Annotated in this window: 13 protein-coding genes and 1 tRNA gene; 10 read left to right on the forward strand and 4 right to left on the reverse strand. The window is 43.2% G+C overall.

Going from position 1 to position 16203, the window contains the following annotated elements:
- Window positions 1-10 precede the first annotated feature (10 nt).
- Window positions 11-1765: a RagB/SusD family nutrient uptake outer membrane protein gene (locus tag U2P89_RS13900; protein WP_322191673.1), complete on the forward strand. Its 1755-nt coding sequence runs from the start codon at window positions 11-13 to the stop codon at window positions 1763-1765.
- Between the two features lie 236 nt (window positions 1766-2001).
- Entirely contained in the window at window positions 2002-2862 is an 861-nt protein-coding gene (locus U2P89_RS13905) for an endonuclease/exonuclease/phosphatase family protein (RefSeq protein ID WP_092027396.1), read from the forward strand.
- A 116-nt stretch (window positions 2863-2978) separates the two neighbouring features.
- Here the strand turns inward: U2P89_RS13905 and U2P89_RS13910 are convergent, their stop codons facing one another.
- Window positions 2979-4175, reverse strand: a complete 1197-nt coding sequence (locus tag U2P89_RS13910; protein ID WP_092027398.1) for a pyridoxal phosphate-dependent aminotransferase — start codon at window positions 4173-4175, stop codon at window positions 2979-2981.
- Between the two features lie 870 nt (window positions 4176-5045).
- On the opposite strand from U2P89_RS13910, the gene U2P89_RS13915 reads away from it, so the two are divergent.
- From U2P89_RS13915 to U2P89_RS13925, 3 genes are all read left to right on the forward strand, one after another.
- A complete protein-coding gene (locus tag U2P89_RS13915; protein ID WP_322191674.1) occupies window positions 5046-5786 on the forward strand; it encodes a hypothetical protein in 741 nt (246 codons plus the stop codon).
- A 136-nt stretch (window positions 5787-5922) separates the two neighbouring features.
- Window positions 5923-6480 (forward strand): RNA polymerase sigma factor, encoded by a 558-nt coding sequence (locus tag U2P89_RS13920; protein ID WP_416188643.1) that lies wholly within the window; start codon window positions 5923-5925, stop codon window positions 6478-6480.
- A 7-nt stretch (window positions 6481-6487) separates the two neighbouring features.
- The gene (locus tag U2P89_RS13925) at window positions 6488-7810 is read left to right on the forward strand and encodes an outer membrane beta-barrel protein (protein ID WP_322191675.1); all 1323 of its coding nucleotides are present in this window, start codon (window positions 6488-6490) and stop codon (window positions 7808-7810) included.
- A gap of 46 nt (window positions 7811-7856) precedes the next feature.
- On the opposite strand, the gene U2P89_RS13930 is transcribed toward U2P89_RS13925, so the two are convergent.
- Window positions 7857-7943, reverse strand: a tRNA-Ser gene (locus tag U2P89_RS13930).
- A gap of 196 nt (window positions 7944-8139) precedes the next feature.
- Here U2P89_RS13930 and mltG point away from each other — a divergent pair.
- Window positions 8140-9180, forward strand: a complete 1041-nt coding sequence (gene mltG, locus U2P89_RS13935) for an endolytic transglycosylase MltG (protein WP_322191676.1) — start codon at window positions 8140-8142, stop codon at window positions 9178-9180.
- Window positions 9181-9259: 79 nt separating this feature from the next.
- On the opposite strand, the gene U2P89_RS13940 is transcribed toward mltG, so the two are convergent.
- Entirely contained in the window at window positions 9260-10198 is a 939-nt protein-coding gene (locus tag U2P89_RS13940) for a bifunctional riboflavin kinase/FAD synthetase (RefSeq protein ID WP_091905019.1), read from the reverse strand.
- 244 nt (window positions 10199-10442) lie between these two features.
- Here U2P89_RS13940 and U2P89_RS13945 point away from each other — a divergent pair, with 244 nt between their 5' ends.
- The 4 genes from U2P89_RS13945 (at window position 10443) to U2P89_RS13960 (ending at window position 15300) form a co-directional block, all read left to right on the forward strand.
- Window positions 10443-11684, forward strand: coding sequence for a DUF1080 domain-containing protein (locus U2P89_RS13945; RefSeq protein WP_313381684.1), 1242 nt, complete (start codon window positions 10443-10445; stop codon window positions 11682-11684).
- A gap of 129 nt (window positions 11685-11813) precedes the next feature.
- Window positions 11814-12173 (forward strand): ribosome silencing factor, encoded by a 360-nt coding sequence (gene rsfS, locus U2P89_RS13950; RefSeq protein WP_076928556.1) that lies wholly within the window; start codon window positions 11814-11816, stop codon window positions 12171-12173.
- Window positions 12174-12229: 56 nt separating this feature from the next.
- Window positions 12230-14329, forward strand: a complete 2100-nt coding sequence (gene ftsH, locus U2P89_RS13955) for an ATP-dependent zinc metalloprotease FtsH (protein ID WP_322191677.1) — start codon at window positions 12230-12232, stop codon at window positions 14327-14329.
- Window positions 14330-14724: 395 nt separating this feature from the next.
- Window positions 14725-15300, forward strand: a complete 576-nt coding sequence (locus U2P89_RS13960) for a superoxide dismutase (RefSeq protein WP_026327638.1) — start codon at window positions 14725-14727, stop codon at window positions 15298-15300.
- 80 nt (window positions 15301-15380) lie between these two features.
- On the opposite strand, the gene pgeF is transcribed toward U2P89_RS13960, so the two are convergent.
- Complete coding sequence (gene pgeF / locus U2P89_RS13965; RefSeq protein WP_322191678.1) at window positions 15381-16199, reverse strand: peptidoglycan editing factor PgeF; 819 nt, start codon at window positions 16197-16199, stop codon at window positions 15381-15383.
- Window positions 16200-16203: the final 4 nt, after the last annotated feature.

Below are 16203 nucleotides of genomic sequence, written 5' to 3' on the forward strand. Positions count from 1 at the left end.
ACAGAGTACAATGAAACGATATATTTACATATTTTTAAGCTTCTCTTTTATATTGAACTTTATAGCCTGCGACCTGGAAGAATTGCCCCAGGCTACCGCGTCGCGCGTTGCTATTTTTGAAACGGCAAGCGGCCTGGAACTTTATTCCAATTCGTTTTATGAAATGCTGCCTACCCCTTACGACGGTGTTTTTGCCATAGACGATAACAGTGATTTGATCGCGCGTAATAATGTGGATACGCGTTTCATGCCTAACGCATTAAGCCCCGCTACAAGCAGCGGGTGGTCATGGAGCAACTTACGGAATATCAACTATTTTATTGAAAACACGGAACAAAGCTCCGTCGCGGAGAAAGAGCATTACCTGGGATTGGCCCGTTTCTTCAGAGCTTACTTCTATTTTGGAATGATAAAGCGTTTCGGAGATGTGCCTTGGATTGACCGCACGATAGATGTTGATGACGATGAAACTCTGTATGGACCCCGCCATGACCGGTTTGCGGTGATGGAGTATGTGCTGGAAGATCTGAATTACGCCATAGAGCATATCTCAACAATCTCGGAGCCTACCCGCACTCTCATTACAAAGGATGTGGTGAGAGCTTTCAAGACACGAGTCTGTCTTTATGAAGCCTCTTTCAGGAAGTATCATACGCAATATGGAAAAGAAGGCACGGCCAATACATGGTTTGAGGAAGTGGTAAAAACCGCCGATGAGATCACGGGTTACTCCCTGATAGAAGGGGCGACCGCCTACCGTGATCTGTTTCTTCAAAAGACTCCCAATAGTAATGAAACAATATTGGCAGTTGCCCTGGACGCAAATTTACAGGTATTCAGTTCCAGAAACAGAAGAACGATAAGCCCTACTTACGGGAACCGTCCTTCCCTGACGCGCCGGTTTATCAATACCTATCTGAATATCGACGGTACTCCCTTTACAAGCGATCCTGATTATAGAACAACCCCATTTACAGAAGAGGTAAAAAACAGGGATCTGCGTCTCGGTCAGACCATCCGGGTCGGAGATTACCACCGTACCGAAAACGGAGTACCGATCATTGCTCCTCCTAATCTGGAACAAGCGTATACAGGTTATCAAATCATAAAAGGATGTTACGACGAGCGATTCCCATATGACGATGAAAGCCGGAATGAGAACGCACACCTTATATTCCGTTATGCCGAGATCCTCTTGAATAAAGCGGAAGCTTTAGCCGAACTGGGTACGATGACAGATGCCCAGTGGGCATCAACGATCGGCGCTTTAAGAGCTCGTGCCGGGATACAAGGGGCGACACTCATTCAAAAACCTTCGACAGCCGATCCTTATATGATTGAGTTTTATAATGGCAAATTCACTGATCCGGTTTTATTGGAGGTGCTCCGCGAACGCGCCGTAGAAATGATCACGGAAGGATTAAGACCCGACGACCTGATCAGATGGCGTTTAGGCGATTTATTTGCCGAAGCTCCCATGAATGGGATGTATGTGCCCGCATTGGGCGATTATGACCTGAACGAAGACGGCATAATGGATGTCTGTTTTTACCGGGGAGAACGGCCTTCCTCCTCACAAGCCTCAGTTTTTGTTGATGTCACCTCCGCCGGGGTTGGCAACAGAATCTTATCGAATGGCGATTCCGGAGAAATTATCTGGAATCCGGGAGCAAGAGAGTGGTTGGATAAAAAGTACCTATACCCAATCCCTGAGGCGGATTTACTGAAAAATCCCAATCTGGGACAAAATCCCGGATGGGAATAGTATTGTCACCGGTATCTCAAGCAAGCCTGTCAATTATTTTCACAGGCTTGCTTGTTTTTCTTGATCGGAAAATGTAATTTCGGGCTTTAAAACATTTACCGAGTCTCTCCATCGGTACAGGTGCTTATCAATGACGATGAGATCTACCTCGACATCACGGTAGACTCCAGGATAAATGTACGGCAGAAAGATTTGTCAGGAAAAACATTACATACACATATAATCAACGGAAAAAAATGAAAAAAACAGTATTTATTTTAGGTTTGTCTCTTATGACAATAATAGCAGCAGCCTGCACGAATAACAATAGTGGGGAAGAATGCAACCTGAGAGTCGCATCGTTCAACCTGAGGATGGACACCCCAAACGATGGTGAGAATGCCTGGCCGAACAGGAAAGAGATGGTGAAAGGCCTGATCAGATTCCACGATCTTGACATTATCGGCACTCAGGAAGGATTTAAGCATCAACTTGATGATATTCTTGAATTGAACGGCTATACCTATGTGGGAGCCGGGCGTGATGACGGTAAAGATGCCGGTGAGCATTCGGCCATCATCTACAAAAAAGATCGTTTGGAATTGCTTGACAATGGTGATTTCTGGTTCTCCGAAACACCTGAGGTCCCGGGAAAAGGATGGGATGCCACCTGCTGCAACCGCATCTGCTCATGGGCAAAATTCAAAGACCAGGTATCGGGAAAGGAATTTTTCGTTTTCAACTCACACTACGACCACGAAGGAAAAGTGGCACGCAAGAATTCTTCGCTGTTACTGATAGAAAAGATCGAACAGATTGCGGGAGACAGCCCGGTATTCGCTACCGGCGACTTTAACGCCACCCCTGACGATGAACCTATTCAAACCATTTATAATGCAGGTAAGCTTAACGACTCCTACCTTGTAACCGAGGAACCGCCCTACGGGACAGAAGGCACTTTCAACGCGTTCAGACCGGACGCACCTTCGAATAGCCGGATCGATTATATCTGGGTCAGCTCCGGCATCACAGTCAAAAAATACGGGGTACTCAACGACAGGCCATACGGACGGTTCCCTTCCGACCACTTTCCGGTAGTAATTCAGGCAAAGATGTAAGGGGCTTGACCAAGGTACACTTGCAAATCATACAATAAGATTAAAACCCGGTTGATTTTATTCAAACCGGGTTTTAATTTATAAGCATATTGTAAAGATATAAATAGCCTGAATCTTTACGATAACTTTCCCAACGCCTTTTTGATACGTGCTATCGCCTCGGTAATGCTTTCATCGGAAGTGGCATACGACAAACGAATGCATCCGGGTGCGCCGAAAGCATCCCCCCCCACACAGGCCACATGAGCCTCTTCCAGTATATACATCGCCAGATCTGTAGCTGTCTGTATTGTTTTTTCGTTATACGACCGCCCCAAATAGCTTGAGCAGTCAGGAAAAATATAGAAAGCACCCATCGGGCTGTTCACCTTCAATCCGGGAATCTGTCCCAGTAACTCTACGATGAGGTTCCTTCTCCTTTCAAAAGCTATCCGCATCTCTCCCACGCAGGATTGATCTCCGGTATAGGCTGCCAGGGCTGCTTTTTGAGAGATTGAAGACGGACCCGATGTATATTGCCCCTGCAACATACTACAAGCCGATGCGATCCACTGTGGTGCGGCAATCCATCCTATACGCCATCCGGTCATGGCATATCCTTTCGACACACCGTTTATTACTACCACACGGTCACGAACAGTACTGAACTGCGCGATCGACTCATGTTGTCCGATATAGTTGATATGTTCATATATCTCGTCGGCAATCACATACACTTGTGGATATTTCTCCAGCACACCGGCTAATGCCGCTAATTCTTCTTTGGTATATACACTTCCGGTCGGATTCGACGGAGAACAGAGGATCAGTGCTTTGGTCTTCGGAGTGATGGCTTCTTCCAGTTGCTGCGGAGTGATTTTAAAATTCTGCTCAATTCCGGCATAAACGAAGACCGGTGTTCCTTCCGCAAGTTTTACCATCTCCGGATAACTCACCCAGTAAGGTGCAGGAATAATCACCTCTTCACCCTTATCCACAATAGAAAGGATAACATTACACAACGACTGTTTTGCTCCACCGGAGACTACAATTTGAGCAGGTGTATATTCCAGCTCATTTTCGGCTTGCAGCTTTTCGCAAATCGCTTTCTTCAGGTCGGGAAATCCGGCCACGGGAGAATAAAAAGAGAAATTATCGTCAATCGCTTTCTTGGCCGCCTCCTTTATATGCTTAGGGGTATTAAAGTCGGGTTCCCCCACACTCATGTTGATCACATCAATGCCCTGAGCTTTCAGTTCATTGCTCTTTTGTGCCATCGCGAACGTTTCAGAAGGCGATAGGGCGGTCAGTCTGGCTGATAATAAATCCTTCATAAATTGTAATAAATTTAGACTTTTTGTTAGATAACGGAGGCAAAGATATATAAAAATACTATTTCAATAGACGATTTCCTATATAAATGATTATAATACAATCGCACTGCTTTACAAAAAGCAAAAAAGGCTGTATAAAACAGCCTTACTATATATTTTATTCAATTAGTTTCTTAAATCAAAGCTTTCGTAATCCCTTTTCGGATTACTCAGCTTCAGACACCAGTCCTTTTCATCAGCTCGCCATACGCAAGCCGGCTCTCAAACTCCTAAGCCTGTTCACCCTGTTTGCACGGTATGCAGCAGACCCGTTTGAGATGTTCTGCTCCAGATATTTTATCTGAGACAGAATTTCTTCTTTAGTTAGGCTTTTGATAATCATAATTTTCCTTTCATTTAAAAGTTATGATTTATCGGCAACCGTTCACAAGTTACAAGAAGCCCTTGTCAGTAAATTAATTGATAACCTAAAAGTGATTTCAAATAACTCGCTTGCCATTTAAATCGACACAAAGATACAACAAAAAACATGTTATACAACATATTTTTGATAGATTTTTGCATCATGAGATAGAATTAGTCTATCACAAAGATATTTTAATACAACATTTTCGTTAAGCAATATGAACAGAAGACAAGCTTGCTTGGACTATGTCATTGCGAGAAAATGCCTAATTTTAATGAACAATTCAATTTTTATGGGATACTGATAAGATTCCGGCATATTCAGAGGGACGGATCATAATAGAAATTTATTGGTAAATTTTGTTAAATAAATTATCCTGATGCAAGGTTTCCTTGTTTCCGGGATTTAGTATTTATAGAACGAGAGAAATATAAGATGTATAACAATTTATCAATATTGAAGTTATGAAGATTACAAAACCACTTTTATTGACAGGAGGTCTTGTTTGTTTCCTCCTTTTATTTCAGTCATGCCTGGATGATGATTCCCCGGGATACAGTTATTGGCCAAACGCGCTTGTGACAGTCAAGGCAGTCGACGACAACTCTGTTTATCTGCAATTGGATGATAACACAACACTACTGCCTGTAAACCTGACGAAACATCCCTTCAATTCCAAAGAGGTCCGTGCCTTGGTGAACTACAGAGAAGTCGATGTACCCAGTGGAATATATAGCAAAGCAGTGCATGTGAACTGGATTGACAGCATCCGGACAAAACCGATGGTTCCTGATTTGGGAGATGAAAATGATGATGAATATGGAAACGATCCTGTGGAGATCGTCAACGATTGGGTGACACTTGTCGAGGACGGTTACCTGACCTTGCGTTTCAGGACCCTATGGGGAGGAGACCGGGGAAAGATCCATTATGTCAATCTTCTTGAAAGCCCAGATCCTGAGAAACCGTATGAAGTGGAATTCAGGCATAATGCTTCCGGTGATGTACATGGAACAATGGGAGACGCTTTGGTAGCGTTCAAACTGGATAAATTACCTGATACGGAAGGCGAAACAGTGAAATTGAAGCTGAAATGGAATTCATTCAGCGGAGAGAAGTCAGCAGAATTTGACTATAACTCCCGTGCTTCATCGCCAGTCCAATCAGCAACAACATACGAAAGGAGTGAGGTTAATGTAAAATAGGGAAAAACGATAAAGACAAAAAAAACGGAATATCTGTGCCTGTAAAATAAAAAGTCTTTTTTACGGTCAGAATAATTATGAGGTTGTACCTTTGTGGAATGGTACAACCTCTGGTTTAGAAAGTTTCTTGATGTCGATGTTAGAGAAGAAAGATAATGAGCAAGAGTTACTGAAAAAGATCTTATCGGGCGATATCATTGCTATGAAAGAGTTCTATAATAATTATTCTGGGTATCTTACCACAGTTTGTTCTCGTTATATCTCTAACGCAGATGATGTAAAGGATGTCTTACAGGAAAGTTTTATAAAAATATTCAAATCAATAGCCAATTTTAAATACAAGGGAGTGGGATCTCTAAAAGCATGGAGCAGCCGCATAGTAGTCAATGAATCATTAAAGTTTCTCAAAAAAAATGAGAGATTGAATATCATCAATAGCCCGTTATGGGATTTACCTGATATTAGTGAAGAAGAAGCTGATTTTGAACAAATTCCGGCATCCGCCATATTAGAGATGATCCGGGCCCTTCCGGTGGGATATAGAACAGTGTTCAACTTGTATATTTTCGAAGAGAAGAGCCATAAAGAAATTGCATCAATATTGAATATTACGGAAAATACCTCGGCATCACAGTTGCATAGGGCTAAAAGTTTTTTAGCAAAGCAGATTAATGAGTACAAGTCTTTAAAATAATGAAGTCATGAATAGTCAGTGGTCGGATAATCTGCGTAAAAGGATGGAAGCTCATGAAGAACCTTCTCCGGATGGATTATGGGAGGATATTGAGCAGATCGTAACCAAAGAACTCCCTTTCCGGACGCGGGAACACCCTGTTCAATCTCCATCAGGACAGAAAAAGATACTGTTGTGGGCTAAAAGGATTGGTGCGGTAGCAGCCATCCTGCTAATCCTGCTTTTTGTCGGAGATTTTTTCCTGAAAGAAGACACCCGGCATTCTCCTGCAATTACTCAGAAACCGGAAGTGGGACACAAGCCGGGGAATAATCTCTCCTTAGATCTCGATAATGAGGGGACTCTTCTCACGGAAGAAGGCCACCGTGAATCCCTTGCCCCTGATAAAAATATCATGACCTTCACGGCATCTGCCTCTACAGCATCTGCAGACAGAAAAATGGGTGATTTCTTTATTGACAAGGAAGAGGACGAGCCTGGCAGTGACGACCAAAGTGAACATCCCGGAGAAGGATCCGGTATGGAGGAAAAAGTTACCGATAGACACTCCGTATCAAGAGACCAGCATCACGATTATCATACGCCTGAACCCAATATCCATTATCCGGTAATTACACGGCGGAGCAAACCCGCCAGATGGCAGACAAGTCTCTACGCATCAAATATCTCATCAGGCTCTTCAAATACATACAATGGTTACAGAAGTTTTTTGGCTGAAGAGATTTCTTCGGGAAGAGAAGATATGGCACCTCTTTTAGTAAAATATCCGCATGAAGGAATTGTTGTTGCAAATAAACAAAGTACGGTCTATACTGAGGCGAAACATAGACAGCCCGTGACAATGGGAGCCTCCATAAAGTATAATTTAGACGAAAAATGGAGTCTTACTAGCGGATTAACCTATACCATACTATCGTCGCAACTCCGCTCGGGCAGTAACAATCATTATTATACCAGTGAACAAACCCTGCACAATATTGGTATCCCTCTGGGCATTAATTATAATCTCTGGAAGGTCAGGAATGTATCAATCTATGTATCAGGAGGAGGAATGGTAGAAAAGAATGTCTCCGGTAAATTAATTACGGATTATGTCATTAATGATAAACCTGAATCCACCGAAAAAGATAATATATCCATAGACCAGTTGCAATGGTCGATTAACACCTCGGTAGGCGTAGAATATAATCTTTTTTCAAAGATAGGATTGTATGCAGAGCCGGGAGTGATCTATTATTTTAAGAATGGAAGTGAGGTTGAAACAATATATAAGGAAAAGCCTGTGAACGTTAATCTTAGGGTGGGCCTCCGTTTTTCATTGGGCAAATAACCAAAAACCCCTGTAAACTAATCGCCTACAAAGGTTTACTATTTCGCGGAAGCGGGGGGATTCGAACCCCCGGTACAGTTACCCGTACGTCAGTTTAGCAAACTGGTGGTTTCAGCCACTCACCCACACTTCCTGATGGATTTTCCTGAAATCGGATGCAAATATACAAGATTGTTTTCAACTTGTCAAAGAAAAGGTGACTTTTTCAAACGAAAACATTCAATTTCATTAGATATTTTCTCCGCCCGGCAAAACAAATAAATTTGTTCTGCTCTTGCTTAACGAAAATGTTCTATTTTTGTACCGATTCTCATGAGTCATTATACAAAATGGAACAGATAAAGAAGAAAAAAAGAAATAAAACAGTGCTGCTGATCCTTAGTATTCTATTGTCGGCAGTCATTGCAGCAGGGATCTACTTATATAGTACAATCTTTCAGCCATTCTCACTTACGGAAACAGCATATATCCATATCGACCGAGAGAAGGATTATGAAGAGGTCGTCAGGCAACTGAAAGAGGTAGGGCTTCCCTCTGAAAAAATCTTCCGGCTGCTGGCTGAACGCATGAATTATCCCAACATGGTAAAAACCGGGAGATACGCCATTGAAGACGGCATGTCAATGCCGGATGTGATACGTAAGTTGCGGTCGGGAAACCAAACCCCGGTAAATCTCACATTTAATAATATACGGATCAGGGAAAATCTGGCGGGACGCATCTCACAACAGTTAATGATCGACAGCCTTTCATTGCTGAATGCACTTGAGGATCCTGCCAATGCTCAAAAGTTCGGGTTCGACGAATATACGTTCATCTCAATGTTTATACCAAATACCTACGAAGTATACTGGGATACAAGCATCGACAATCTGCTGAGCCGTATGAAAAGGGAGTATGAACTTTTCTGGAATGAAGAGCGAAAAGAGAAGGCCGGGAAAATAGGACTTACGCCTGTGCAGGTCTCTACCCTGGCATCTATTGTGGAGGAAGAAGCCACTTATGCCGATGAATATCCTATCGTGGCAGGATTATACCTGAACCGATTAAACAGGGGTATGCGATTGGAAGCCGATCCGACGGTAAAGTTCGCAGTGGGAGATTTCGCATTGCGACGCATTCTATTCAGACATCTTGAGGTAGAATCGCCTTATAATACATACAAGAACAGCGGACTTCCTCCGGGGCCGATCCGCGTTCCTTCCATACAGGCGATAGAAGCCACATTATCGCCCCAGCAGCATCGGTATCTTTTTATGTGCGCCAAAGACGATCTCTCCGGCCGGCACAACTTCGCAACCACCCATGCCGAACATGCACGTAACGCAGCGGCATACCAAAGAGCGTTGAATGCAATGGGAATCTATTGACGTTATATACAATATCCGAATACATTCGCAAAGGTTTCTCAATGTTCTGAAAGATTTCAGAAACAGCGCCAGATCGCTATTACTTTTTATTTTTCAATCGTTGTTTCACTGATTCCTTATCCTGATGGATTTGTGCTACCAATTCTTCTTTGGTATCAAATTTCCGGTCAGTACGGATAAAATCGATAAATTCCACACTCATCGACTGATTATACAAATTACCGTCAAAATCGAAAAGATTGACCTCTACGCTGATCTCATTGTCTGAATGCAGTGTAGGACGTCTCCCGATATACAACATACCAGGGTAGATAAGATCGCGCAAATGCACCATCACCGCATAAACCCCTAGTTCGGGGACTACCTTATAACGTTCCCAAACCCGCATATTAGCCGTAGGATAGCCGATGGTTCGTCCTACCTGATAACCCTCTACAATCTTGCCCGACAACCTGTAATTATATGATAACAACTCGTTGGCTTCTTTGATCTTTCCCGCTTTCAACAACCGGCGTATTTGTGAAGAGCTCACATCATTATCCCCCAATTGAAATTCGGTAGCAAGGATTACTTGCATACCTAATTCCTTACCATATTGGCTATATTCGGGATAACTGTCCTCCCTATTATGTCCGAAACGGTGATCATAACCGACAAGCAGCGTATTCACATGGAGCTGTTCTTTCAAAACCTTTTGCATAAATTCCCTTGCAGAGAGTTGAGAAAGTTCAACGGTAAACGGAAGGCTGATACAATAGTCGATACCGGTGGTAGCCAACTGTTCAATTTTCTCATCAAACCCGCATAAAAGCGCCGGCTGATAATCTGTCTGCAACACTTTGCGGGGATGTACAGGGAAAGTGACCACAGCCGAAGGTAATCCGTGCCTCTCTGCTTCCTTTTTTACCTGATCGATCAAATGCCTGTGACCGATATGTACACCATCAAAAAAACCAACAGTCGCCACGAATGAAAGACTACCAATTCCTTTCTCTACAGCTAAATCAATGAGTTTCAAATCAAGTAAAATTATTTATTAAACTGCGAAGATAAAACGAATTTGGCAAAGCTTTGTTTAAAAAAGAAAGATTCTTTTGTTATATTCCCATTACTACCGGATGCATTATCAAAGAAATCAGGTAAAATACTTTCATATTAACATCATTTCAGTACCTTTGCATTCAATATTAATATTATCACACTATAAAGTTTAATCCTTTAAAAAAGAAGCGATGAATTCTAAATTTATTTTATTGGCTCTAATGAGTATGATTATTGTAATGACAGGTTGCACAGGTGAAGCGAAGCACAACACGCTGACGCAACAGGAGATTGCCGACGGATGGGAACTGCTGTTCGACGGTACTACACTCAATGGGTGGCGCGATTACAATGGTGAGGAACTGACTGCTCCCTGGTTTGCCGAAGACGGCATGATACAGGCCAAGGGCGAAGGCGCCGATGAACACGGTTACATCGTTACCGAAAAAACGTATGAAAATTTCGAACTGGTATGGGACTGGAAAATTGCTGACGGCGGTAACAGCGGCGTGCTGTACCACGTGGTAGAACATCCGAAGTTTGCTGTTCCTTATGTGACCGGCCCGGAATACCAATTGATCGATGATCTCGGATTTCCCGAACCGTTAGAAGATTGGCAGAAAACAGCGGCCGATTATGCCATGCATACCACCGATCCGGAAAAGACCATTATCAAACCGGCAGGAGAATGGAATACCTCCAAAATCGTTTTCGATAACGGTCATGTGGAACATTGGCTGAACGGTGAGAAGGTGATTGAGTTTGAGGCCTGGACGGAGGATTGGTTTGTGCGCAAGAACAGCGGTAAATGGGAAAATGCTCCCGAATATGGATTGGCACGCAAAGGCGTTATCTGCCTGCAAGATCACGGTTCAGCAGCCTGGTTCCGGAATGTGAAGATCAAAGAGTTACCCCGCAAAACAAAAGAGGTGAACCTGTTCAACGGAACAGACCTACACGGATGGGAAGTCTATGGAACCGAAAAATGGTATGTACAGGATGGTCTTTTGGTGTGCGAAAGCGGCCCGGACAAACAGTACGGGTATCTTGCCACACGTGAATACTACGATGATTTTGACCTGACCGTCGAATTCAAACAGGAAGCTGACGGTAATTCCGGTGTCTTCATCCGCTCATTTGTCGAACCGGGCGCTATTGTAAATGGTTGGCAGGTAGAAGTGGCTCCCAAAGGGCATGACACCGGCGGCATCTATGAGTCCTACGGACGTGGATGGCTGGTACAGATTCCCGATGAAAAGGAAGAAATATTAAAAGAGGGCGAGTGGAATACCTTACGTATCCTGGTAAAAGGTGACAATGTAAAGACTTTCCTGAATGGAGAAGAGATGGTTGACCTGACCGACGAGAAGATAGGCAAGGCACAAGGACGTATCGCTTTGCAAATCCATGACGGAGGAGGTATTAAAGTGCTTTGGAAAAATCTCCAGCTAAAAACATTGTAATAATTGAACGTTCTTCCTCTATCTTAATAATATATAAGTCGAAGCCTCGTCTTAAAAAGACGGGGCTTTTTTCGATTTTATTTTAAAAAAGAGCCTATCTTTGTATAATCAACTCACTTAAAATAAAGAATGACAGAAAAAAACGAACTCTTACAAAGTATTATTGAAGGAATTCAGGAGAAGAAAGGAAAAAACATTTGTACTATCCACTTAAAAGGCATGACGGGTGCTGTATGTGATTATTTTGTAATTTGTGAAGGCAATACACCCACCCAGGTATCGGCCTTAGCCGATTCAATAGATGAGATTGTGAAGAAAAACACCAAAGAAGATCCTATCCGTGTGCATGGGCAACAGCTTGCTGAATGGATTGCAATGGATTATGGTGATATAATTGTACATATATTCCTACCCGAACTCCGCAATTTCTACAATATCGACAACCTTTGGGAAGATGCCAATTCAGAACGTATTCCATCCATAGATTAAAACTTATTTCCCAAAAAATTGTTACAATAACTCAGAAGAAATAGAGAGTCACTCAAATGAACAATACGAACAAAGAAAATAAACAGGATAAACAACCTACCCTGCGACCTAAGATAGGTGGCAATAATAATCCCAAGAGACCATTCAATCCTTACTGGATTTATGCCGTAGTATTGGCATTACTCATGGGAATGTGGTTTTTCGGACAAGATACTACTGTAAAAGAGGTAAAATGGTCGGAGTTTCAGGAATATGTAAGAGATAACCGAGTCAAGAGTGTAGTGGTGTACAGCAACAAAGAGACTGCGGAAGCGGTCGTACGTGAAGAGTCTATAAGCTATGTTTTCGGAGATGATGCCGGCAAGGCAATGAGAACACCTCTGATCCTGATAAAAGTTCCTTCGACCGATGCCGTAACAAACTTTATAGATAATGTAAAGGCCGAAAAAAACTACGATATCGAGGTACGTTTTGATACAACGTCGGAACTCTGGGGCATATTACTCACTTTTGCTCCCTTTCTTTTGCTCATCGTATTTTGGATATGGATGATGCGCAGAATGCAGGGTGGTGCCGGTGCCGGCGGAGGTGTTTTCAATGTAGGCAAATCGAAAGCGCAACTGTTCGATAAGGATTCCAGTCAGAAAGTGACCTTCAAAGATGTTGCCGGACTATCCGAAGCCAAAGAGGAGGTGCAGGAGATTGTGGAGTTTCTGAAGAATCCCAATAATTACACCAATCTGGGGGGGAAAATTCCCAAAGGTGCTTTACTCGTAGGTCCTCCCGGAACCGGAAAGACATTGCTGGCGAAAGCGGTGGCAGGTGAAGCGAACGTCCCCTTCTTTTCCATTTCCGGATCCGATTTTGTGGAGATGTTCGTAGGTGTGGGTGCATCCCGCGTAAGAGACCTTTTCCGTCAGGCAAAAGAGAAAGCGCCCTGTATTGTATTTATCGACGAGATTGATGCTGTAGGCCGTGCCCGTGGAAAGAACAATAATTTCGGATCGAATGATGAACGGGAAAATACATTGAATCAACTTCTCACTGAAATGGATGGTTTCGGATCAAACAGCGGTGTGATCATCCTCGCAGCTACTAACCGTGCCGATGTGCTGGACAAAGCGTTGCTGCGTGCAGGCCGTTTCGACAGGCAGATCTACGTGGAGCTTCCCGACCTGAACGACCGGAAGGAGATATTCAAAGTACACCTCCGCCCCATCAAAATAGATGAATCTGTGGATGTCGAATTCCTGGCCCGTCAAACACCCGGATTTTCCGGTGCTGATATAGCCAACGTCTGCAATGAAGCAGCACTGATTGCTGCCCGAAAGAAGAAGAAATTCGTGGAGAAAGAAGACTTCATGAATGCAGTCGACCGTATTGTGGGTGGACTGGAAAAGAAGAATAAGATCATCACCCAGAATGAGAAAAAAGCCATCGCCATCCATGAGGCCGGGCACGCCACGCTAAGCTGGTTCCTGGAACATGCCAACCCGTTGGTGAAGGTGACTATCGTGCCCCGTGGTAAAGCATTGGGAGCAGCATGGTATTTGCCGGAGGAACGGCAGATCACGACCAAAGAGCAGATGCTCGATGAGATGTGCGCCCTGTTGGGAGGAAGGGCCGCCGAAGAATTATTTATAGGATCAATCTCTTCCGGGGCAATGAACGATCTGGAGCGCGTGACCAAGCAAGCCTACGCCATGATAACCTATATGGGGATGAGCGAAAAGCTGCCCAACCTGAGCTATTACGATTCGTCAGGTCAAGAGTACACTTTCTCCAAGCCCTATAGCGATGAAACGGCCAAGTTGATCGATAACGAAGTGAAAGCGATGATCAACCAGCAATATGAGAGGGCAAAACATATCCTTACCGAGAAAGCGGAGGGACACAACAGGCTGGCAGGTATCCTGCTGGAAAGGGAGATCATCTATTCCGACGACCTCGAAAAAATATTCGGCAAACGCCCCTGGATATCCCGTTCCCAGGAAATATTAGAGAATGAGAAAGAATCCTCTTCCGGCATACAACTCCCACCCAAACCTCACGGCTCCGGAGATCATATATTCATCGACACCGATGAAAAAGTTCCGTCCGGCTCTTCACAGGAAAATAAGGAGCGTGAGAATGAGAACAGCGGAGAAAACAGATAAACGCTTAATCTCAGTGAATAAATAAAGAACAAGCGGAATAGAAAAAACCAATAAGATTTTAAAGACGACTGATAGCCTGACTTTTAACGGTCAGGCTATTATTTTTAGATCCTATTTCATCTAAATTAACAAGAATCGGTATCAATGGGTGCGAACATTTCTCAGAGTGTTTTCGTTATAGACAGACAGGAAATTAATTTAATGATTTAATGATGTGATGATTATCATTAAATTAATTATTTTGGGTCTATAGACCGACAGGAAAAAAATAAATTAGTTATATGAAAACAATTCATTATTACTTATTGACAGGATTATTTGCGTTATCGGCAATCAGTTGCAACAATTCCAACGCGAGAAACAGTGAAAACGACAATTCTAAAAACAGTGTAAATATGAAATTCGAAAAAGTAGCATTACCTTATGCAACCGATGCTTTAGAGCCGGTTATCAGCAAACAGACAGTAGAACTTCACTATGGTAAGCACCATCAGGCCTATGTGGATAATCTGAATAAGTTAGTGGTGGGGACGAAATTTGAAAATGCAGATCTTGAAACAGTAGTAAAAGAGAGTGATGGCGCTATTTTCAACAATGCGGGACAGATCCTCAACCACAATATCTACTTCACCTCTTTCAAAAAAGACGGCGGTGGTGAGCCAAAAGGGAAACTGGCCGATGCAATCAACGAGCAATTCGGCTCGTTCGAGAAGTTTAAAGAAGAATTCAATGCAGCCGGAGTTTCCGTATTCGGTTCGGGATGGGTATGGCTGGCAAAGGATCAGGACGGTAAACTTTCTATCTTGAAAGAAAGCAATGCCGGTAATCCGGTTACAAGCGGCCTGGTTCCTATTTTAGGTTTTGATGTATGGGAACATTCATACTATCTTGACTATCAGAATCGTCGTGCCGACCACCTGAAGGAAATATGGAAAATAATTGATTGGGACGTGGTAAGTGCACGTTATTAATTGAAAGCAATCTTCCGGCGAAGATCGCAATAGTCAACTGAATGGGAGGGAGTGAATATCAACAATTCACTCTCTCTTTTTTATCTCTTCATCATAATCCCGGTAAGCATTCTCCCGGAATGTACGGTTTGCCTGCGGGCGGAAAAGAAAATATCTTCCCTATCGAATGTACATAACGGGCTCTTCTCTATACAGCCTGCATCTATTCCTAGCCTGATTAGTTCCTTCCGGTTGATCTCCTTCAGATCGACATGATATTTGGAGGATGGTGTTTTTCTGGAGAAAGAGGCGACATCTGTAAGGTCGAACCCCTCCTCATAAAACCTGTCCACTACTTCATTTCCTACTTCGTAATTCGACATTCCAATGGCCGGACCGATACCTGCAATCATATCCTCTGGCAAAGAGCCGAATTGTTTCTCCATCGCGATGACGGTTTTCTCTACAATCCGTCCCACAGTTCCTCTCCAGCCGGCATGAATAGCCGCAATTACATTATTGCCCTTGTCATACAGAATAATCGGTACACAATCAGCTGTGGTAATACAAAGATAAATTTCTTTTTCCCTTGTAATAACAGCATCAACCCCATACAGCGTCTCAATGGCAGTGGCATGATCAAGGCTAAGGAAATCCTTGTCAATTGTCAAGACCTCGGTTCCATGCGTCTGATGAGGAATAATGAATCGACTTATATCCATATAGAGCATACGGGCAAGGATTTCCCTATTTTCACTGATATTCAATGGATTATCATCCGAAAAATTCCCCATATTAAAAGAAGCAAAATCTCCACGACTCACCCCACCCTCTCGTGTGGTAGTGAAGTGAACAATATTCTCTTCCCTTTCGAGTAGATCGAAAAGAAGCAGATTGCCGTACTGGGGATGCTGTTTCATCTTT

The organism is Proteiniphilum sp., from assembly GCF_034331125.1.
In the GTDB taxonomy this organism is placed as follows: Bacteria; Bacteroidota; Bacteroidia; order Bacteroidales; family Dysgonomonadaceae; genus Proteiniphilum; species Proteiniphilum saccharofermentans.

Coding starts and splice junctions, on each gene's coding strand:
- U2P89_RS13900 (WP_322191673.1), top strand. CDS start 11: ATGAAACGATATATTTACATATTTTTAAGCTTCTCTTTTATATTGAAC.
- U2P89_RS13905 (WP_092027396.1), top strand. CDS start 2,002: ATGAAAAAAACAGTATTTATTTTAGGTTTGTCTCTTATGACAATAATA.
- U2P89_RS13910 (WP_092027398.1), bottom strand. CDS start 4,175: ATGAAGGATTTATTATCAGCCAGACTGACCGCCCTATCGCCTTCTGAA.
- U2P89_RS13915 (WP_322191674.1), top strand. CDS start 5,046: ATGAAGATTACAAAACCACTTTTATTGACAGGAGGTCTTGTTTGTTTC.
- U2P89_RS13920 (WP_416188643.1), top strand. CDS start 5,923: ATGTTAGAGAAGAAAGATAATGAGCAAGAGTTACTGAAAAAGATCTTA.
- U2P89_RS13925 (WP_322191675.1), top strand. CDS start 6,488: ATGAATAGTCAGTGGTCGGATAATCTGCGTAAAAGGATGGAAGCTCAT.
- mltG (WP_322191676.1), top strand. CDS start 8,140: ATGGAACAGATAAAGAAGAAAAAAAGAAATAAAACAGTGCTGCTGATC.
- U2P89_RS13945 (WP_313381684.1), top strand. CDS start 10,443: ATGAGTATGATTATTGTAATGACAGGTTGCACAGGTGAAGCGAAGCAC.
- rsfS (WP_076928556.1), top strand. CDS start 11,814: ATGACAGAAAAAAACGAACTCTTACAAAGTATTATTGAAGGAATTCAG.
- ftsH (WP_322191677.1), top strand. CDS start 12,230: ATGAACAATACGAACAAAGAAAATAAACAGGATAAACAACCTACCCTG.
- U2P89_RS13960 (WP_026327638.1), top strand. CDS start 14,725: ATGAAATTCGAAAAAGTAGCATTACCTTATGCAACCGATGCTTTAGAG.
- pgeF (WP_322191678.1), bottom strand. CDS start 16,199: ATGAAACAGCATCCCCAGTACGGCAATCTGCTTCTTTTCGATCTACTC.